Genomic DNA, 20232 nt, shown 5'->3' on the forward strand with positions numbered 1-20232 from the left:
GCCCCATTTTAAAATCCGCGCCAAATCCATGCACAAGCTGCGTTTTTGTGCTATACTAGTTTCATCAAGTGTCTCAGGGACGCGCCCCGCCTGTTCCAGTATAGCAGGCAGCGGTGTCGAATTTTTGCCAAAGGAGGCTGGTGATCCCCATGCACCTGACACATCCCACCCCCCTGCGCCTGCGAGCCGCGGCGGCGGCGCTGGCCTGCCTTGTGCTGGCCGGCTGCACACGTCCGGCGGTCCTCCAGCCCTCCTCCGAACAGGAAAACCCCGCCTCCTCCCAGGACGGCGCCGGCGAGAGCCTGCCCGCCCGCTTCGCCATTGCGGTCAGCGAGGGCAGCTACAATCCCTATCTGGACACCAACACCCTCACCGAACAGGTGGCCGGGCTGCTGTTTGAAAAGCTGGCGGTCATCTCCCCCCGGATGCAGCTGGAGATGCGGCTGGCCGATTCCATCACCTCCAGTGGGCTCACGGTCACCATCCAGCTGCGGCAGGGATGCACCTTTGCCGACGGCACGCCCATCACCGCCCAGGATGTGGCGGCCAGCCTGCTGGCGGCCAAGGCCAGCACCTTTTACAGCGGGCGGCTGGCCAACATGGCCGACGCCCAGGCGGTGGGCAGCGATACGGTGGTGCTCACCCTGGTCCAGCCCGACAGCCTGTTCGGCTACCTGCTGGACCTGCCCATCCTGAAGGCTGCCGAGACGGCTTCCCAGCGGCCCACCCCCAGCGGCCGGTACACCTATGGCCGCCAGGATACCACCCTGGTCCGCAACGACCGGGCCCCCTTCCCCCAGGAAGGTCCCGACACCATCTGGCTGACCGCCGTCAGCGACTACGCCGAATTGGTCAGCCAGCTGGCCATGGGACAGATCAGCTTTTACCTGGCCGAGGAGAGCGCCTCCTCGGCGGTGGCCACCTCCGAGAATTATTTCCGCACCAATACCCTGCTGTTCCTGGGGGTGAACGGCGCATCCGACAACCCCCTGTGCGCCACCAGCCAGGGCCGGGCCTCCCTCAGTGCCGCCCTCTCCCGGACGGAGCTTTCCGGCCGGTTTGCCAGCGCCAGCCCTGCCACCGGCGCCATCAACAGCCTGTACTCCTGCGTCCAGGGCAAGCAGGTCATCTCCGCCGAAGCCGAAACCGAAGATCTGCCCCAGGCCATGGCCGCCCTGGGCTATACCTGGGACGAGGCCTCCTCCCTCTACCGGGACCAGCAGGGCCAGCCTGCCAGCGTCAGTATTTTGGTGTGCGGCAGCTCGGCGGACCGGGTGTATGCGGCCCGGCTTTTGCAGCAGCAGTGGGCCGAAGCAGGCATTCAGGCCACGGTCACCCAGGCCGATGATTTCGGCGCCTACCTGCAGATGGTGCAGGACCGGCAATTTGAGCTGTACATCGGCGAAATGAAGTTGTATAATAATATTGACCTCTCGCCGTTCTGGAGCGGCAGCGCCCGGTACGGCCTGTCCGTCACCCAGCAGCTGCTGGACGCTTACACCCAGATGCGGGCCGACAGCAGCGCGGCCCCCGCCTTTGAGGAGGTGTTTGCCCAGCAGATGCCCTATATCCCCCTGCTGTGGCGGGGCGGCGTCACGGTGTCCAACCGCCGCACCAGCGGAGTGCTGTCCAGCGTCAGCGATATTTACTATTCCCTCGCAGGGCTGTCTGTCACAGGCGGCAGCCAGGATGCAGAATAAGCGTAACGCTTTAAAATTTTTATAAAAGGAGCAGAGCGATTATGATCACTACGCATTTACCCTTGGGCGATGTCCGCTTTTCCGCCGAGTATTTTTCGACGCTGGTAGGCGAAGCCGCCAAGAACTGCTACGGTGTGGCCGCCATGGCCCCCCGGGGGGTGGCCGACACGGTCAAAAGCCTGGTGCGCGGCGAGGACTTTGCCGAAAAAGGCGTCCGTGTCACTTCGGAAAACGGCCGCCTCATCATCGAGATCCACATCGCTGTCGGCTATGGGCTGAACATCGCCACAGCGGCCCAGAGCATCACCCATCGGGTGCAGGACGAAGTCGAGCGCTCGACCGGCCTGCGCGTGGCCCGTGTGATCGTGTCGGTGGACGACGTGATCGCCTGAAAAGACGAAACACAAATCCCCGGGCGCGCCCGTGGGCAGACAAGGAGTAGAAAGCAATGATTAGTGGTAAAATTCTGCGTGACGCCATCATCTCCGGCGCAAACAACATCAACAACCAGCGCTCCCGTGTGGACGAGCTGAACGTGTTCCCCGTGCCCGACGGCGATACCGGCACCAACATGGGCATGACCATCGGCGCCGCCGTGCCCGAGCTGCAGGCTCTGGGCGACGACTGCACCGTGGGCGAGGCGGCCAAGACCGCCGCTTCCGCCATGCTGCGGGGCGCCCGCGGCAATTCGGGCGTCATCACCAGCCTGCTGTTCCGGGGCTTTTCCAAGGCTCTGGAGGGCAAAAAGGAGGCCGGGGCCGAGGATCTGGTCTGCGCCCTGGAAAAAGGCGTGCAGGCCGCTTATAAGGCTGTCATGAAACCCACCGAGGGCACCATCCTGACGGTGGCCCGCATCGCCTCGGAGGAAGCCCGGGCCAGCGGCATCGCCGACGTGAACGACCTGTGGGAGCTGGTGCTGAACGCCGGGCAGCGCGCCCTGGACGACACCCCCAACCTGCTGCCCGTGCTGAAAAAGGCCGGCGTGGTGGACGCCGGGGGCCAGGGCATCCTGATCATCTTCGAGGGGATGGGCCAGGTGTTCCGCGGCGAGGGCATCGTCCCCTCTGCCGGCCAGCCCCAGAACAAGGCCAAGCTCTCCACCGAGAACGCGGGCCGCGGCGTCTTTACCGACGACCTGATGAAGGTGGAGGACATCAAGAACGGCTACTGCACCCAGTTCCTGATCCACAAGGAGGATGGCGCCAGCGCCGCCAAGATGCGCGCCTTTGCTGAGTCCAACGGCGACAGCGTGGTCTGCATCGAGGACGACGACGTCATCAACCTCCATGTCCACACCGCCGACCCCGGCAAGATCCTCTCGGAGGCCATCAAGTACGGCTACCTGACCAATTTCAAGATCGAGAATATGCACGAGCAGTTCCTGGCCCGTCAGAAACAGGGCAAGAGCCTGGAAAAGCAGGCCGAGGCCGAAAAGCAGCGCAGCTCGGACTCCATCGCCAGCGAGTTCATCTACGCCGCCGTGGATCCCAGCCGCGACTACGGCTTTGTGGCCGTGGCTGCCGGCGAGGGCCTGAAAGCCGTCTTTGCCGACCTGGCTGTGGACGCCGTGGTGTCGGGCGGGCAGACCATGAACCCCGCCACCGAAGACATCCTGGCCGCCGTCCAGAGCGTGCCCGCCAAGACCGTCTTTGTGCTGCCCAACAACAAGAACATCATCATGGCCGCCGAGCAGGCTGAAAAGCTGGCCGACCGCCAGGTGGTGGTGCTGCCCACCCGCACCATCCCCATGGGCATCACCGCCATGCTCAATTTTGACCCCACCGCTTCGGTGGAGGCCAACACCATCAACATGATGAAGGCGGCCGACAACGTATCCACCGGCCTGATCACCTACGCCGCCCGGGACAGCGAGTACGACGGCCGCCGCATCCGCAAGGGCGAGATCATGTCGCTGGAGAACGGCAAGATCGTGGCCACCTCCAACGACCTGACCAAGGCCGCCTACCGTCTGGCCCGCAGCATGTGCAAGAAGGACTCCAGCTTTGTCACCGTCATTTCGGGCTGCGATGTCAGCGACGAGGACGCCGAGCGCACCACCGAGATGATCAAGGCCAAGTGCCCCAGCCATGTGGAAGTCAGCCATATCCGGGGCGGCCAGCCGGTCTACTATTATATGATCAGCGTTGAATAAGCCCCGCAGGCCCCCGTTCTTTGCAGAATGTTTCACTCCTGTACGCGTTTGTCCATTGACAAATGCAGTCCCATCCTATATAATGAGAAACACATGAGGGAGTAATTCCGCGTGAGAGCGCGAGGCCGGCCCGTCAGGACAACTCTTTATGAGTTCGGGCAGCTTTGATAAAGAATGAGACTCATGCACCGGAAGCCCATCCAGTGCATGGGTCTTTTGTTTTGTCGGGCACTCTTCGCTTTTGTGTTCGCCCTCACCATGCACCGGGGTGTATCCGAAAAACCACAGGTTCCATACGACGCCGGTGGTTTGGAAGACGCCCTATACCGTTAGGAGGAGAAAACCTAGAATGAAACAACAGGAGTATGTACAAACCCCGCAAGAGCTGATTGCGGAGCTGGACACCAGCCCCAGCGGTCTAAGCAGCGAGGAGGCCGCTGCACGGCTCGAGAAATACGGCCCCAACAAGCTGAAGGACGCTGAGAAGCCCACCCTTCTGCAGCGCTTCATCGAGCAGCTGAAGGACCCCATGCTGATCATCCTGATGATCGCGGCCGCCGTCTCTGCGGTGACCAACTTCATCTCGGGCGAGAGCTTTGCCGAGGTCTTTATCATCCTGATCGTGGTGCTGCTGAACGCGGTGCTGGGCGTCTTCCAGGAGAGCAAGGCGGAGGCCGCCATCGAGGCGCTGCAGACCATGACCGCCGCCACCTGCAAGGTGCTGCGGGACGGCAAGCAGATCTCCCTGCACAGCGATCAGCTGGTGCCCGGCGACATCGTCCTGCTGGAGGCCGGCGACGCCGTCCCCGCTGACGGCCGTCTGCTGGAGAGCGCCAGCCTGAAGATCGAGGAGGCCGCCCTGACCGGCGAGAGCGTCCCCGTCAACAAGATCATCGATGCGCTGGGCCTGGGCAAAAACCAGACCGAGATCCCCCTGGGCGACCGCAAGAATATGTGCTATATGGGCTCCACCGTGGTGTATGGCCGCGGCAAGGCCCTGATCACCCGCACCGGTATGGACACCGAGATGGGCAAGATCGCAGGCGCCCTGGCCAACACCGAGCAGGAGCAGACTCCCCTGCAGCGTCAGCTGGACCAGCTCAGCCGCGTGCTGTCCAAGCTGGTGCTGGGCATCTGCCTGTTTATCTTTGTCTTTGACCTGATCGTGGCCGGCTCCTTCACCCTGGATTCCATCCTGTCCACCTTCATGGTGGCGGTGTCCCTGGCTGTGGCCGCCATCCCCGAGGGCCTTGCCACCGTGGTGACGGTGGTGCTTTCCATCGGCGTTACCAACATGAGCAAGCGCAACGCCGTCATCCGCCGTCTGACCGCCGTGGAGACCCTGGGCTGCACCCAGGTGATCTGCTCGGATAAGACCGGCACCCTGACCCAGAACAAGATGACCGTGGTGCAGCATCTGGGCGAGACTGCTCCCCTGGCCACCGCCATGGCCCTGTGCAACGACGCCATCCTGAACGACGCCGGCCAGGCCGAGGGCGAGCCCACCGAGGCCGCCCTGGTCAACTTTGCGGCCAAAGAGGGCCTGCCCAAGGGCCAGCTGGCCGCCGCCCAGCCCCGTGTGGACGAGGCTCCCTTTGATTCTTCCCGCAAGATGATGAGCACCATCCACACCGCCGGCAGCGCCTTTGTCCAGTACACCAAGGGCGCTCCCGACGAGATCCTCAAGCGCTGCACCTCCTACCTGGAGAACGGCAAGGTCCTGCCTATGACCGACGCCAAGCGCGCCGAGATCCTGAAGGCCAACAAGGATATGGCCGACCAGGCTCTGCGTGTGCTGGCCGCCGCCAAGCGCGACTGGGCCGAAAAGCCCGCCAAGAACGAGCCTGCCTTCCTGGAGCAGGATCTGTGCTTCCTGGGCCTGACCGGCATGATCGACCCGGTCCGTCCCGAGGTCAAGCCCGCCATTGTGGAATGCCGTGAGGCCGGCATCCGTCCCGTCATGATCACCGGCGACCACAAGGACACCGCCGTGGCCATCGCCAAGGAGCTGGGCATCATCACCGACGCCAGCCAGGCCATCACCGGCGCAGAGCTGGACAAGGTGCCTGACAGCGAGATCGGCGAGGCCGTCAAGAAGTACGGCGTCTACGCCCGCGTCCAGCCTGAGCACAAGGTGCGCATCGTCACCGCCTGGAAGGGCAACGGCGCCATCACCGCCATGACCGGCGACGGCGTCAACGACGCGCCCTCCATCAAGGCTGCCGATATCGGCATCGGCATGGGCATCACCGGCACCGACGTCACCAAGAACGTGGCCGACATGGTGCTGTCCGACGACAACTTTGCCACCATCGTGGGCGCTGTGGAGGAAGGCCGCCGCATCTACGCCAACATCCGCAAGGCCATCCAGTTCCTGCTGGCTTCCAACATGAGCGAGGTGCTGGGCGTGTTCTGCGCCACCCTGCTGGGCTTCACCCTGCTCAACCCCGTCCACCTGCTGTTCATCAACCTGATCACCGACTGCTTCCCCGCCCTGGCTCTGGGCATGGAGCAGAGCGAGAGCGATATCATGAAGCGCAAGCCCCGCAACTCCAAGGACGGCATCTTTGCCGGCGGCCTGGGCTTTGATATCGGCTACCAGGGCCTGCTGATCTCGGTCATCACTCTGGCCTCCTATATCATCGGCCACTGCATGGAAGTGGGCTACTTTGAGATGCCGGTGGGCGTCAGCGACGACGGCATGACCATGGCCTTCCTGACCATGAGCATGTGCGAGATCTTCCACAGCTTCAATATGCGCAGCCAGCGCAAGAGCGTGTTCACCCTGCACACCCACAACAAGGTCCTGTGGGGCGCCATGCTGGGCAGCCTGGTGCTGACCACCGTCGTGCTGGAAGTGCCCTTTGTGGCCAACCTGTTCGGCTTCACCCCCGTTGACCTGGGCGAGTACCTGGTGGCCCTGGCCCTGGCGTTCCTGGTCATCCCCGTGGTGGAGATCGTCAAGCTCATCCAGCGCAGCACCGCCAAGGCGGAGTAACGCTGTTTTCCATCCCTGTTTTTTCAGCGATCCGGCCCGTGTTCCCCTGCCCGCGCAGAGGGGCACGGGCCTCTTTTTTGCTCCTGCGCATTTTTTGCGCAATTTGTGTGGAAAAGGAAAATATTTCAAGTCCATTTTGTGTAAAAAATGCGAAATACCCCCTTTTCTTTTTCCTATTTCCTGTTATACTAATGTGTATCTGAGAAGTCAAAAATGTTGAGATATCCGCCCCGGAGGCGCCAGCTGCGGACAGCAGCACGGCAGGGAGCGTCCCGGTCAGGATGGAACGGCATCGCGGCGGTCAGATACAGGACATCTGGATGGCTGGCGGCACATCCTTGCCGGGGGCGCCGCACAGGGCATCCAGTCCCACCTCTGGTCTTACTGGCAGCAGCCCATCCCGGGCTGCCGCACCACAAGCAAGGAGATCTTATGTTCGACTTTATCAAAAAGCAGTCGCCGGTGCGGGTCATTGCCCTTGGCTTTGCACTGGTGATCCTGCTGGGGTCGGTGCTGCTGATCATGCCCTTCAGCGTACAGGAAGGGGCTGTAGTCCACTACATCGACACCCTCTACACCTCCACCAGCGCGGTCTGCGTCACCGGTCTGATCGCCATCGATGCGGGAGACAATTTCACCTTCATCGGGCAGTTCATCCTGGCGGCGCTGATCCAGATCGGCGGCCTGGGCGTCACTTCGGTGGGCGCGGGCATCATCCTGGTCATGGGCCGCAAGATCAATCTGAAGGAGCGCAGCGTCCTGCAGGAAGCCCTCAACCTGGACTCCGCCCAGGGCATCCTGCGCTTCCTCAAGCGGATCTTCCTGATGACCCTCTGCTTTGAAGGGGTGGGCGCAGCCCTCAGCTTCATTGTCTTTGTGCAGGACTATCCGCCCCTGCGGGCCCTGTGGATCAGCATTTTCCACTCGGTGGCAGCCTTCAACAACTCGGGTTTTGATATCCTGGGCAATTATCAGAACCTCATCCCCTACCGGGACAACGTGATGCTCAATCTGATCACCTGCGGGCTGATCATCTTTGGCGGCATCGGTTTCCTGGTCATCCAGGATGTGCTGCACAACCGCTTCCACTGGAAGAAATTCTCGATGCACACCAAAGTGGTCATTACGGTCAGCGCCATCCTCATCGTGGTAGGCGCCGTACTGCTCAAACTGACCGAGAACATCACCTGGCTGGCTGCTTTCTTCCACAGCGTGTCGGCCCGTACCGCAGGCTTCTCCACCTATCCCCTGGCCGAGTTCAACAGCGCCGGCCTGCTTGTGCTGATCGTGCTGATGTTCATCGGCGCTTCCCCCGGATCCACCGGCGGCGGTATCAAGACAAGCACCTTCTTCGTGCTGCTGCAGGGCATCAAGTCGGCCGCCACCAACCGGGGCGAAAAAGCCTTCCACTACGCGGTGCCCTCGGGCGCCTTCCGCAAGGCAGCGGTCATCACCCTGCTGGCTCTGTCGGTGGTGCTCACCGGCACCTGGCTGATGATGGTGTTCGAGCCCCAGCTGCGGCTGGTGGACGCCCTGTTCGAGATGACCAGCGCCTTCGGCACCGTGGGTCTGTCCACCGGCATCACCACCGGGCTGGGCATCCCCGCAAAGCTGATCTCGATCCTTACCATGTACATTGGCCGCCTTGGCCCTCTGACCATCGCTTCTGTCTGGTATTTTGACAAGGGCGAGCGGATCAGTTACCCCGAAGGCAACATCGCCATCGGCTGACAGGAGGAAATAGTATGTTTGGCAAACCCAAGAAATCGAAATCTTCTTACGGCATCGTGGGCCTGGGCCGCTTTGGCAGCGCCCTGGCCATCGAGCTGGCCGAGGCCGGCGAGGACCTGGTGGTCCTGGACCAGGACGAAGAAAAGGTGCGGATGCTGCGGGATTACACTGAGAGCGCCTATGTGGTCAAAAACCTGGACAAAAAGACCCTGGAGGAGACCGGTATCCAGAACTGCGACGTGGCCGTGGTGTGCATTGGCGAGAAGATGGACGTCTCGATCCTGACCACCCTCCATCTGGTCAGCATGGGCATCCCCACCGTCATCGCCAAGGCTGCCAGCGAGGAGCAGGGCCAGGTCCTGCGCAAGCTGGGCGCCCAGGTGGTATATCCCGAACACGACATGGCCATCCGCCTGGCCCATCGCCTGGAGACTACCGGTATGCTGGACTTTGTCCAGCTCAGCGAGCAGGTCAGCATCTCCAAGCTGGAGGTCCCCTCCAAGATGATCGGCCGCACCGTTGTGGACGTCAATCTGCGCGGCCGCTTCGGCCTGAACATCATCGCCATTGAGAATGGCGGCAAGGTCAACGAGTCGGTCGGCCCCGACACCGCCTTCAAGGAGGGGGATATCCTCTTTGTGTCCGGCGATAAGAACGGCGCCAACCGCCTGCTGGACTGGCTGAACAACCAGTAACTGCGATTCCCTGCCTTTCTGCCTGAAAGACAGGGGATTTTTGCATCCGTCTGCAATCTTTTCCCATTCCGGGACGTATGGGGAAAAAGAAGTTTGGAAAAGGAGGGATCCGTATGAAACCGAACCGGGCGCGCAGCCTGTCCAGGACCCTTTTGTACGTTCTGCTTGGCCTTCTTGTGGTCCTGCTGCTGGCCCTCCAAACCGAGGATGTCCGGATCTACGGGGCGCCGCTCGCGCTGTCCATCGGGGTCGGAGCTGCTTACAGCATCGTGCTCTTCCGCTGGTGGCGCTGCCCCCACTGCGGCAAGCGGCTGCCCGATTTCGGGCTATACGCCCGCAGCCACATGATCACCCACTGCCCCTACTGCGGCGGGGCCATCGACGAGGCATAAACAAAGCCGGCCCCCTGCCGTTTTGGCTGGGAGCCGGCTCTTTTTGCATGGTTTTCAGAAGAAGCTCACCTGGCTGCTCTCGGGCAGGTCCCCCAGAGCGCCCACCTGGCGCAGCTTGTCGATGACGGCGCTGGAGACCCCGGCCGCCTGCTGCAGCTCCTCCACCGAGAGGTAGTCCTCGCCGTGGATGGTGACATTCTCGAGGGCCAGGGCGGCGGTGGCGCCCAGGCCCTTGATGGCCGCAAAAGGCAGACGCACCTTGCCGTCCTCGATGACATAGCGGGTGCCGCGGCTCTTGCCGATCTGGATGGGCAGGAACTGATAGCCCCGCATCAGCATCTCATTGACCAGCTGCAGCGACACCAGCAGATCCTCGTCCTTGGCGTTCTTCTCCTCTTTCAGGCGGCGGTTGACCTCGTTCATGTGGGCGCGGGCCACATCGGTGCCGCCCACGGCGGCTTCGTAATCGATGTCATCCCCGCGCACGGTGAAATAGACCGCGTAGAACGCCTGGGGATAGTAGATCTTGTACCACATCAGCCGGATGGCGCTCATCAGGTAGGCCACCGCGTGGGCCTTGGGGAACATATACTTGATCTTGCGGCAGGATTCGATGTACCAGTCGGGCACGTCGTGCTCCCGCATGGCCTCCTCCCAGCCGGGTTTGAAGCCGCCCTTGGCCACTTTGCCCTTGCGGACGTCCTCCATGATGTCAAAGGCCATCTTGGGCTCCAGGCCCTTGCGGATCAGGTACAGCATGATGCTGTCACGGCAGCCGATCACTTCGGCAATGGTACAGGTACCGCTGCGGATCAGCTCGTCGGCGTTGTTGGTCCACACGTCGGTGCCGTGGGACAGCCCCGAAATCTGGATCAGCTCGGAAAAGTTCTTGGGCTTTGCCTCCACCAGCATCTGGCGCACAAAGTTGGTGCCCATCTCGGGGATGCCGAAGGTGCCGGTCTGGCTGTCGATCTGCTCGGGGGTGACCCCCAGCGCCTCGGGGCTGGTCAGCAGGCTGTATACCTTGGGATCGTTCATGGGGATGCTGTCCACCGGCACCCCGGTATACTCCTCAAAATATTTGTAGAAGGTGGGCATATCGTGGCCCAGCTCGTCCAGCTTGAGAAGGGTATCGTGGAGGTATTTGAATTCGAAGTGGGTGGTCAGCAGGCCGCCGGCCACGTCGTCCGCCGGGTGCTGGATGGGGCAGAAATCGTAGATCTCGCTGGTGGCGGGCACCACCACCATACCGCCGGGGTGCTGGCCGGTGGTCCGCTTGACGCCGGTGCAGCCCAGGGTCAGACGGTTTTCCTCGGCGTGGTTGACCGTCTTGCCCCGCTCCTCCAAGTACCGCTTGACATAGCCATAGGCGGTCTTGTCCTGGATGCCCGAGACGGTGCCCGCCTTAAAGACGTTCTCCTTGCCGAACAGCTCTTCCGTGTAGCGGTGGACGTTGCTCTGGTATTCGCCCGAAAAGTTCAGGTCGATATCCGGCTCCTTGTCGCCGTAAAAGCCCAGGAAGGTCTCGAAGGGGATGTCGTGGCCGTCTACCAGCATGGGGGTGCCGCAGACCGGGCAGTCCTTGTCGGGCAGGTCAAATCCGTCCTCCACGCTGCCGTCGGTGATGAACTCGCTGTGCTTGCACTTGGGGCAGCGGTAGTGGGGCGGCAGGCTGTTCACCTCCGAGATACCCGAGAAGTGGGCCACGGCGGAAGATCCCACCGAGCCACGGCTGCCCACCTGGTAGCCGCCCGCGTTGGAGAAGGCCACCAGTTTGACCGCGATCACATACAGCACCGCATAGCCGTGGCCGCAGATGGAGTCCAGCTCCTTTTGCAGCCGCTCCTGCACCAGAGCGGGCAGGGGGTCGCCGTAGTCTTCCTTGGCCCGTTTCCAGGTGGCGTCCCGCAGCTGCTGTTCCGCCCCTTCGATGCTGGGCGGATAAGTGCCCCGCGGAATGGCACGGACGTTGTTGTCGATGACAGCCGCGATCTTGTTGGGGTTGGTAATCACGATCTCCCGGGCCTTTTCCGGGGGCAGGTAGTCAAACTGGGCCAGCATATCCTCGGTGGTGCGGTAATAGAGGGGAGGCTGGTGGTCGGCGTCCTTGTAGCCGCCGGCCGCCTGCATGACGGTGCGGTAGACGGCGTCCTCCGGTTCCTGGAAGTGGACGTCGCCGGTGGCGATCACCGGCTTGTGCAGATCCTCCCCCAGACGGATGATGGTGCGGTTGAAGTCCTTGATCTTCTCCACACTGTCCACCCGGCCCTCCCGGACCATATATTCGTTGTTGCCCAGAGGCTGCACTTCCAGGATATCGTAGTAGGCGGCGATCTTTTTCAGCTCCTCATAGGGACGCTCCTCCACCACCGCACGGTACAGCTCTCCCGCCTCGCAGGCCGAGGTGAGCAGCAGCCCCTCCCGGTACTGGTTCAGCAGGCTGCGGGGCACCCGCGGCTTTTTGAAGAAGTAGTCCAGATGGGCCTTGCTGACGATCTTGTACAGGTTCTTCAGGCCGGCCTGGTTTTTGACCAGGATGATGATGTGGTAGTATTTTTTGCGCAGGACCTCCCGGTTGCCCCCCAGCCCGGTGTTGATCTCACCGATGGAAGCGATCTGCTTTTCTTCCAAATCCCGCAGCATGACGCAGAAGATGCGGCCCAAGGCCCCCGCGTCCTCGCAGGCCCGGTGGGCCTCGTAGGGAGGCAGCTCCAGGTGCTTGTTGATGGTGCCCTGCCTGTAATTGTGGAGGCCGGGGTACATGGTCTGGGCCATGGTCAGCGTGTCGATGTAGGTAGGGGCAAAGGCGATGCCGCTGCGGCCCGCCGCCGCCCGCAGAAACCGGATATCAAAGCCGTTGGCGTTGTGGGCCACCAGCACCCGGCCCCCGGCAAAGTCCAGAAAAGCCCGCAGGGCCTCCCCTTCCTCGGGGGCGTCCGCCACCATCTCGTTGGTGATGCCGGTCAGCTCGGTGATCTTGGGGGTGATGGCCTTGGGCGGCTTGACAAAGGTATCGAACTCCTCCACCACACGCCCGTCCCGCACCAGCACCGCGCCGATCTCGGTCAGGTATTCGCAGCCGGGGTCAAGGCCGGTGGTCTCGGTGTCAAAGACGCAGAACTCCCCGCTGAGGGGCTGGTCCTGGGCGCCGTAGACACAGGGCACCATGTCATCCACAAAATAGGCCTCACAGCCGTAGATCAGCTTGAAGTCCGGGTCGGCCTTGTGGATATCATCGGCGGCCAGCATGGCCTCCGGGTAGCCCTGGCACACCCCGTGGTCGGTGATGGCGATGGCGCGGTGTCCCATCTTGTGGGCCAGCCGGACGATCCCGCCCGGGTCACAGAAGCCGTCCAGGGCCGACAGCTTGGTGTGCAGGTGCAGCTCCACCCGTTTTTCGGGGGCGTGGTCCTCCCGGCGGCGGCGCTCTACGATCATCACATCGTAGGGATAGACGATGTAGTCGTGCTCATATTTGTCGTAGCTGCAATCCCCCCGCACCAGCAGGGTGGTGCCGTTTTTCAGGCCCTCCCACTTGGAGCAGTCCTCCCCCTCCTGGGCGCGCACCTTGAGGCAGATGGAGCCGGTATAATCGGTGATGGACACCGAATAGATCTTGCGGAAGCTGCCCTTGACCTCGGTGGCGAACACGTCGCCCCAGATCATGCACTTGCCGCCCTCGCCTCCCAGGTCTTTGAGGGGGACCAGGTCTTTGGGCTTGAAGGTCTTGCCGTGGAAGATCTGCACCGGCTTGTCGGTCAGGTCCAGCCCTTCCACCTGGATGGGAGGCGCCGTGCGCTTGGCCTCGAACTGGATCACCGGCGGGGCAGCCTTTTCCTCCAGCTTCTTTTCCAGGGCCAGACGCTCCTCTGCGCCCGCGGCGGAACGCAGGGTCACCTGGGGCTTTTCGCCGGTGTGGGCCTCGATGCGGGCGGCCAGCATCTCGTCGAACTTCAGATCGTGCAGAAAGCCTGTGCCGCCCCGCACCCCCACCGTGATGCAGCTGCCCTCCAGCTGCAGGGTGCACCGGTCCAGAAAGCCGTTGATGGGCACCCCGTCCTTTTTCATTTCTTCAAAAATGGCGCGCAGTTCCTCTTCATCCAAAGTGTCATAGGGGTACTGGTTGAAGATCATCAGCTCATACCCCTCGTAGTCGGGCTGCAAAGACGCCAAAAGCCGCGCACACAGGCCCTTGTCCAGCGGCGCGGCACTTTTCAGTGTAAAGATCACCTTCTGCTCGACCCGCAGCATCAGGGCGTGCTCCACCAGGACTTTGCCAAAGCAGGCGGCAAAGTCAGGGTCGGCCATGAACTGGGGCCACAGCTGGGATACCAGTGGTTTCAAATCGTTTCTCCTTCCAGCGGCTTTTCAAAGCAGGCAAAATCGGTGCCGTAGAGGCGGGCCAGCCCCACATAGACAAAGCCCTGCCCCTCATAGGCCCGCAGGGCCCGGCGGTTGTCCTTCGCCACCAGGATGCGGCAGCTGCGGCAGCCCATGCGGGCCAGCCGCGCCACGGCGTCGGCCAGCAGCCGCCCGCCCAGGCCCTGGTTTTCGTAGGGGGCCGCGGTCAGCAGGCGCACCACCTCGCCGGCGGGTTCCAGCCCCTTGGTCCAGAAGGTCTGGGCCTCGGTGCCCTCGTCCCCAAAGGTGAGGACGTAGGCCCCCATCACCTGGCCCTCCGGGTCTTTGGCGCAGAACAGCCGCCCTTCGGCCTGGTCGGCCTCCAGGGTGGCCTGATCAGGGTAATCCTGGCTCCAGGGGCAGTCGGGCCGGGCTGCAGCCTGGCGGTAGTAGGGCAGCAGGGCCTCCAGGTCGGCCGGCGAAGCCGGGGCGAAGGTGCAGGGCGTTGCGTTCTCTCTCATAGCTTGTAGATCTCCTCCATGAACTGGTCCAGGATGTTGTCCCCCGTCAGCTTGCGCACCGGCTGGCCATGGACGAACAGCACCGCCTCGTTTTTGCCGCCGGCAATGCCTATGTCCGCCTCCCGGGCCTCGCCGGGACCGTTGACCACACATCCCATCACCGCCACCTTGATGGGCTTTTTGTAGCCCTGCAGCCGGCGCTCCACCTCGTTGGCGATCTCGATGCAGGGGTATTGGGTGCGGCCGCAGGTGGGGCAGGTGATCACCTCAGGCCCTGCCACCGCGTAGCCCACCGCCCGCAGGATGTTGAAGCCGGCCTCCACTTCCTTTTCGGGGTCGGCGGCCAGAGAGACCCGGATGGTGTCCCCGATCCCCTCCAGCAGCAGCCCGCCGATGCCCATACCCGACTTGAGCAGGCCCATCTGGTAGGTGCCCGCCTCGGTGACCCCCACATGCAAAGGGTAATCCGTGACCGCCGACAACTGGCGGTAGGCCTCCATCATCCGGGGCACATTCGAGCTTTTGATCGAGATGACGATATCCTCAAAGTCAAATTTTTCCAGCAGCCGCACATGGTACAGGGCGCTCTCCACCATGGCCTCGGGCACCGGAGCGCCGTATTTGGCCAGGATGTGCTTTTCCAGGCTGCCCCCGTTGACCCCGATGCGGATGGGGATGTGCCCGGCCCGGCAGGCCGTCACCACTTCCTTGACCCGGTCATCGCTGCCGATGTTGCCGGGGTTGATCCGGATCTTGTCCACGCCCACCGCCGCGCAGGCCAATGCTGCACGGTAATCAAAATGGATGTCCGCTACAATGGGTATATCCACTGCCTTTTTGACCGCCTCGATGCACCGGGCATCGGCGGGGGTGGGGCAGGTCACCCGCAGGATCTGGCAGCCCGCCGCCGCGCAGCGCCTGGCCTGGGCCACATTGCCCGGGATATCGTCGATGGGGACGTTGAGCATGGTCTGCACCGCAATGGGATTGGACCCGCCGATGGCCATGCCGCCGATCTTGACTTCACGCTTGCGCACACGCATGGGCGCACCTCCCTTGTTCAAAAGCCGCCCGTGAACAGGCGGATCACGTCGTTGTAAGTGGCAAAGATCATCAGCCCGAACAGCAGGATGAAGGTGGCCACCGTCAGCCCCTCCTGCAGCCGCTGGGATACGGGCCGCCGGATGACGGCTTCCGCCGCCAGGAACACCAGCCTGCCTCCGTCCAGCGCCGGGATGGGCAGCAGGTTGAACACGCCCACGTTGACGGTGATCAGGACCAGCATCTCCAGCAGGTCGGTCAGGCCGTAGCTGGCCGCCTGGCTGATGGCCGACACGATGCCCACCGGCCCCGAGAGGTTGTTGATGCTCTCCCGCCCCCGCAGCAGGTCCACCAGGGTGGTAAAGATGATCCGCCCATAGTACAGTTCGCTGTTCAGGCTCTCTTTCCATACGTTTGCAGGCGTTTTCTCCAGAGCGTATACCACAAAACCGATGTCCATGTGGGTGCCGCCCGCCTCATCCTGGTAGGTATCGAACCGGACGCCGGGCAGCTCCACCCGCCGGCCGTCCCGCAGCACGGTGAAATCAGCCTGGGTGTTCCGGGTGCGCACCAGCTCATAGACGATGTCGTTGGCTATGAAGCAGCGCCGGCCGTTGACCGCCAGGATCTCGTCCCCGGGCTGCAGGCCGGTCTGGCCGCACAGGGCGCCCTCCTCGATGCGGTAGATGACCCGGCTGGCGATGGGGTCGGAGCGGAAGGCGATCAGCCCCAGCAGCACCGCAAACCCCAGCACAAAGTTCATCAGCGGGCCTGCCGCCATGACGATGGCCCGCTTCCAGACCGCCGCCTCAGGGAACGGGATGCCGGTGCGCTGCTCGGGCGGGATGGGATTCAGGCAGGCGTCCTCCTGGTCCCCGTCGTCCTCGCAGGCGTCCCGCTCCCGCTGAGCCTGCTCCGACTCGGGGCTGCCCTCCCCTTCCATGGCCACATAGCCCCCGATGGGCAGCAGCCGCAGGGTGTACTGGGTGCCCCCGGCGATCTTTTTCAGCAGGGCCGGGCCCATCCCGATGGAAAACTCATTGACCTGGATCCCCGAAAGTTTCGCCGCCGCAAAATGCCCGAACTCATGGATGGCGATGACCGCGCCGAACACCAGCAGGGACGCCAGAAAGGTTATCAGTATCGTCATAATGCTCCTTTGATCACGCGTTGGCCCTCACAGGTGGCTGTGCACGAAAGCCCGGGCCATCCGGTCGCACTGGTACACGTCGGCCAGGTCGTAGCTGCCTCCAAAAGCGTCGCTGTCCACCACGGCCTCCACCAGACGGCCAATGTCCAGAAAGCCGATCTTGTCCTCCAGGAACAGCTTGACGGCCTCCTCGTTGGCGCCGTTGGCGGCGCAGGGCCCAAGGCCCCCCTTGGCGATGGCCTTTTTGCAGGCGGCCAGGCAGCGGAACGTCTCCTCATCGGCCACGTCGAAGGTCAGCACCTTGAGGGCCGCAAAGTCCAGCTCGGGGGCCACAGGGCCTCCCCGCTCGGGCCAGGTGAGGGCATACTGGATGGGGATACGCATATCCGGCACCCCCAGCTGGGCGATGATCGAATGGTCGCTGAACTGCACCGCCGAGTGGATGATGCTCTGGCGCTGGACCACGATCTGGATCTTTTCGGGGGGAAGGCCAAACAGCCACACCGCCTCGATCAGCTCCAGGCCCTTGTTCATCAGGGTGGCGCTGTCAATGGTGATCTTGGCCCCCATGTTCCAGTTGGGGTGGCGCAGGGCATCCTCTTTCGTTTTGCCCCGCAGCTGGTCCGCTTTCATCCCAAAGAAGGGCCCGCCCGAGGCGGTGAGCAGGATCTTGGTGAGGGATCTGGCGCTGTGGGCGTCCTGCAAACACTGGAAGATGGCCGAGTGCTCGCTGTCTACCGGCAGCAGCTTGACCCCATGCCGGGCCACCGCCTGGGTGACCAGGTGCCCGCCGGTGACCAGGCTCTCCTTGTTGGCCAGGGCCAGGTCATGGCCGTTCTCGATGGCCGCCAGGGATGCGCCCAGCCCGGCGATGCCCACCACACTGTTCAATACCACGTCGGGGCCGTCCATGGCGGCCAGCTGCCGCAGCCCTTCGGCCCCGCGCAGCAGCACCGGCGCGCCGGCACGGCCAGCCAGGGCGCCCTCCAGACGGCCGGCAGCGTCGGGGTCGGTGACGCACACCACCTTGGGATGGAACGTCTCGATCTGCCGCAGCAGCAGATCGGTGCGGCTGTGGGCCGACAGGCCGAACACTTCATACCCCTGGGCCCGGATCACATCCAGGCTCTGGGTGCCGATGGAACCGGTGGAACCCAGCAGGGTGATCTTTTTTGGCATAGCTGTCCCCTCCTTTTACCGGTAGAATACCGCCGTGATCACCATCGAAACAAAGGGTGCGATGAACATCACGCTGTCGAACCGGTCCAGGATGCCGCCATGCCCCGGGAAGATGGTGCCATAGTCCTTGATGCCGCACTGGCGTTTGACCACGCTGGCAAACAGGTCGCCGTAGATGCCCAGCACGGCGGCCACCACCCCCAGCAGGGCGATGATGGCATACATCGACACGCCGATGTTGCTCTGGGTGAAAGCTTCGGTGCGGTCGGCGATGACCGAATAGGCCACCGTGATGATGACCCCGAACAGCATGGTGCCCAGCACCCCGCCGATGGCGCCCTCCACCGTCTTTTTGGGGCTGACCTTGGGGCACAGCTTGTGCTTGCCGAAGGCCCGGCCTGCAAAGTAGGCGCAGGTATCCCCGCCCCAGGCGAAGCACAGCACCAGCAGGATGAAGAAAATGGCGTCGTAGCTGTACCGGTCCACCGGCAGCAGGATCTTCAGGTGCACCAGCGAATAGAAGCAGAACAGGATGATCCCCGAAAAAAAGACCAGCCCGCTGACTTTTTGGAAGCTGACGCTGCCGTTGCGCACCACCAGGTAGATGCAGTAGAACATCAGCAGCACAAAAGACACCGCCAAAATCAGCCCGCGCACCATCTCATAACTGGACAGCATCACCAGCAGGGTGTAGGGCACCTGCACCGCATACAGCAGCCAGTCCTTTTTGTCAAAGCCCAGGGCGGCATACACCTCGTGCATCCCGATCAGGGCCACCGCCGCCACCACCAGGTTGAACACCAGGGTGTTGAAGGTGAGCATGACCAGCACCAGCACTGCGATGCCTACAACGGCTGTAATCACTCTTGTTTTCATCGTTTCTCCTTATCTGGGACGGGCCCGGCTGCCCGTCAGATGCCGCCAAAGCGGCGGCTGCGGCGGTTGAACTCCCGGATGGCTGCATCCAGGTCTGCGGGGGTAAAATCCGGCCACAAGACGTCCATCTCCACCAGCTCGGAATAGGCCGCCTGCCACAGCATGAAGTTGGACAGCCGCTTTTCTCCGCTGGGGCGCAGGATCAGGTCGGGGTCCTTCTGGCCGGCGGTGTACAGCCGGGACGCCAGCATCTCCTCGGTGATGGCGTCCGGGTCCAGCGTGCCTGCCGCAGCCTGGCGGGCCAGGTCCCGGGCGGCCCGCACGATCTCCTGGCGGCCGCCGTAGTTCACCGCCACATTCAGCACCATGCCGGTGCGGTCGGCGGTGCCCTGCTCGATCTCGTCCATCAGCTGCTGGTAGCGGGGTTCCAGGGCGGTGCGGTCCCCCAAAAAGACGATCTTGTTGTTGCGGCTCTTGTAATCAAAGGCCTTCAGCAGGTACTCCCCCAGCAGCTTCATGATCGCGCCCACCTCCTCGGCGGGGCGCTTCCAGTTTTCGGTGGAAAAAGCATAGAAATACACCGAGGCCAGGCCCAGCTGGTCGCAGTAATCGGCGATCTGCTGGAATACCTCCGCCCCCTTCTTGTGGCCGGCGGTGCGGGGCAGGCCCCGCTGTTTGGCCCAGCGGCCGTTGCCGTCCATGATGATGCCCACCGAAAGCCCTTTGGCAAACTCTTCCGGATGCTGCGGCATACCATCCCTCCTGTTCATCTCATCGCAAAAAGTGCCGCGCACCATTCCCAGCGCACGGCACCTCCCGTTCGTTTGCAGCAGGATCGGTCAGACCGACATGATCTCCTTCTGCTTTTCCTCCACGGCCTTATCCACAAGCTTGCTGTACTTGTCGGTGATCTTCTGGACATCCTCCTCCATGGTCTTCTGGCTGTCCTCGGTCAGCTCGCCGGCCTTCTTCATGGCCTTGGCCTTATCCATGGCTTCACGGCGGACATTGCGGATGGCCACCTTGGCGTCCTCGCCCATCTTGGCCACCTCTTTGGCCAGCTGGCGGCGGCGCTCCTCGTTGGGGGCGGGGAAGTTCAGCCGGATGGTCTGGCCGTCGTCGATGGGGTTGATGCCCACGTCGCTGGCCTGGATGGCCTTGCTGATGGGGCGCAGCAGCGAGCGGTCCCACGGGGTGATGGTCAGGGTGCGGGCCTCGCTGACCGCCACAGACGCCACCTGCTGGATGGGGGTGGGCGAGCCGTAATAGTCCACCGTCACCTTATCCAGCACGGCGGGGTTGGCCCGGCCTGCGCGGACGGCGGCCAGTTCCCGCTCCAGATGCTCCACCGAGTTCTTCATCTTTTCCTCAAACACCTTGGTATTGCTGCTCATAGTCGTTCTCTCCTGTTCTTGTCTTATCCTGCCGGGCTGCGTGCCCAGACCCGATCCATATA

General features: G+C 62.9%; 15 protein-coding genes. 7 read left to right on the forward strand and 8 right to left on the reverse strand.

The window, feature by feature from the left end; translation table 11 throughout:
- The first annotated feature begins 149 nt into the window (after nucleotides 1–149).
- From B5E66_RS05615 to B5E66_RS05645, 7 genes are all read left to right on the forward strand, one after another.
- Nucleotides 150–1700 (forward strand): ABC transporter substrate-binding protein, encoded by a 1551-nt coding sequence (locus tag B5E66_RS05615; RefSeq protein WP_087229824.1) that lies wholly within the window; start codon nucleotides 150–152, stop codon nucleotides 1698–1700.
- A gap of 41 nt (nucleotides 1701–1741) precedes the next feature.
- Nucleotides 1742–2092 carry an Asp23/Gls24 family envelope stress response protein gene (locus tag B5E66_RS05620; protein WP_087229827.1) on the forward strand — a complete coding sequence of 117 codons (351 nt, stop codon included), beginning with the start codon at nucleotides 1742–1744 and terminating at the stop codon, nucleotides 2090–2092.
- A 56-nt stretch (nucleotides 2093–2148) separates the two neighbouring features.
- Nucleotides 2149–3852, forward strand: coding sequence for a DAK2 domain-containing protein (locus B5E66_RS05625; protein WP_087229830.1), 1704 nt, complete (start codon nucleotides 2149–2151; stop codon nucleotides 3850–3852).
- A 349-nt stretch (nucleotides 3853–4201) separates the two neighbouring features.
- Nucleotides 4202–6850 (forward strand): cation-translocating P-type ATPase, encoded by a 2649-nt coding sequence (locus tag B5E66_RS05630; protein WP_087229833.1) that lies wholly within the window; start codon nucleotides 4202–4204, stop codon nucleotides 6848–6850.
- A 432-nt stretch (nucleotides 6851–7282) separates the two neighbouring features.
- Entirely contained in the window at nucleotides 7283–8581 is a 1299-nt protein-coding gene (locus B5E66_RS05635; protein WP_087229836.1) for a TrkH family potassium uptake protein, read from the forward strand.
- Nucleotides 8582–8595: 14 nt separating this feature from the next.
- Nucleotides 8596–9276, forward strand: a complete 681-nt coding sequence (locus B5E66_RS05640; protein WP_087229839.1) for a potassium channel family protein — start codon at nucleotides 8596–8598, stop codon at nucleotides 9274–9276.
- Nucleotides 9277–9389: 113 nt separating this feature from the next.
- A complete protein-coding gene (locus tag B5E66_RS05645; RefSeq protein WP_087229842.1) occupies nucleotides 9390–9668 on the forward strand; it encodes a hypothetical protein in 279 nt (92 codons plus the stop codon).
- 54 nt (nucleotides 9669–9722) lie between these two features.
- Here B5E66_RS05645 and B5E66_RS05650 read toward each other — a convergent pair whose 3' ends face one another.
- From B5E66_RS05650 to frr, 8 genes are all read right to left on the reverse strand, one after another.
- Nucleotides 9723–13976 carry a PolC-type DNA polymerase III gene (locus tag B5E66_RS05650; RefSeq protein WP_087229971.1) on the reverse strand — a complete coding sequence of 1418 codons (4254 nt, stop codon included), beginning with the start codon at nucleotides 13974–13976 and terminating at the stop codon, nucleotides 9723–9725.
- A 32-nt stretch (nucleotides 13977–14008) separates the two neighbouring features.
- Nucleotides 14009–14530, reverse strand: coding sequence for a GNAT family N-acetyltransferase (locus tag B5E66_RS05655; RefSeq protein ID WP_087229845.1), 522 nt, complete (start codon nucleotides 14528–14530; stop codon nucleotides 14009–14011).
- A complete protein-coding gene (ispG, locus tag B5E66_RS05660; protein WP_087229848.1) occupies nucleotides 14527–15573 on the reverse strand; it encodes a flavodoxin-dependent (E)-4-hydroxy-3-methylbut-2-enyl-diphosphate synthase in 1047 nt (348 codons plus the stop codon). The genes B5E66_RS05655 and ispG overlap by 4 nt, the downstream gene beginning before the upstream one ends.
- 17 nt (nucleotides 15574–15590) lie before the next feature.
- Nucleotides 15591–16721 carry a M50 family metallopeptidase gene (locus B5E66_RS05665; protein WP_087229851.1) on the reverse strand — a complete coding sequence of 377 codons (1131 nt, stop codon included), beginning with the start codon at nucleotides 16719–16721 and terminating at the stop codon, nucleotides 15591–15593.
- A 27-nt stretch (nucleotides 16722–16748) separates the two neighbouring features.
- Entirely contained in the window at nucleotides 16749–17900 is a 1152-nt protein-coding gene (dxr, locus tag B5E66_RS05670) for a 1-deoxy-D-xylulose-5-phosphate reductoisomerase (protein ID WP_087229854.1), read from the reverse strand.
- A gap of 15 nt (nucleotides 17901–17915) precedes the next feature.
- Complete coding sequence (locus B5E66_RS05675) at nucleotides 17916–18776, reverse strand: phosphatidate cytidylyltransferase (protein WP_087229857.1); 861 nt, start codon at nucleotides 18774–18776, stop codon at nucleotides 17916–17918.
- Nucleotides 18777–18811: 35 nt separating this feature from the next.
- Nucleotides 18812–19528, reverse strand: coding sequence for a polyprenyl diphosphate synthase (gene uppS, locus B5E66_RS05680; protein WP_087229860.1), 717 nt, complete (start codon nucleotides 19526–19528; stop codon nucleotides 18812–18814).
- An 87-nt stretch (nucleotides 19529–19615) separates the two neighbouring features.
- Nucleotides 19616–20170 carry a ribosome recycling factor gene (gene frr / locus B5E66_RS05685; RefSeq protein ID WP_087229863.1) on the reverse strand — a complete coding sequence of 185 codons (555 nt, stop codon included), beginning with the start codon at nucleotides 20168–20170 and terminating at the stop codon, nucleotides 19616–19618.
- Nucleotides 20171–20232: the final 62 nt, after the last annotated feature.

The organism is Faecalibacterium sp. An121 (assembly GCF_002160915.1).
GTDB lineage: Bacteria > Bacillota > Clostridia > Oscillospirales > Ruminococcaceae > Faecalibacterium > Faecalibacterium avium.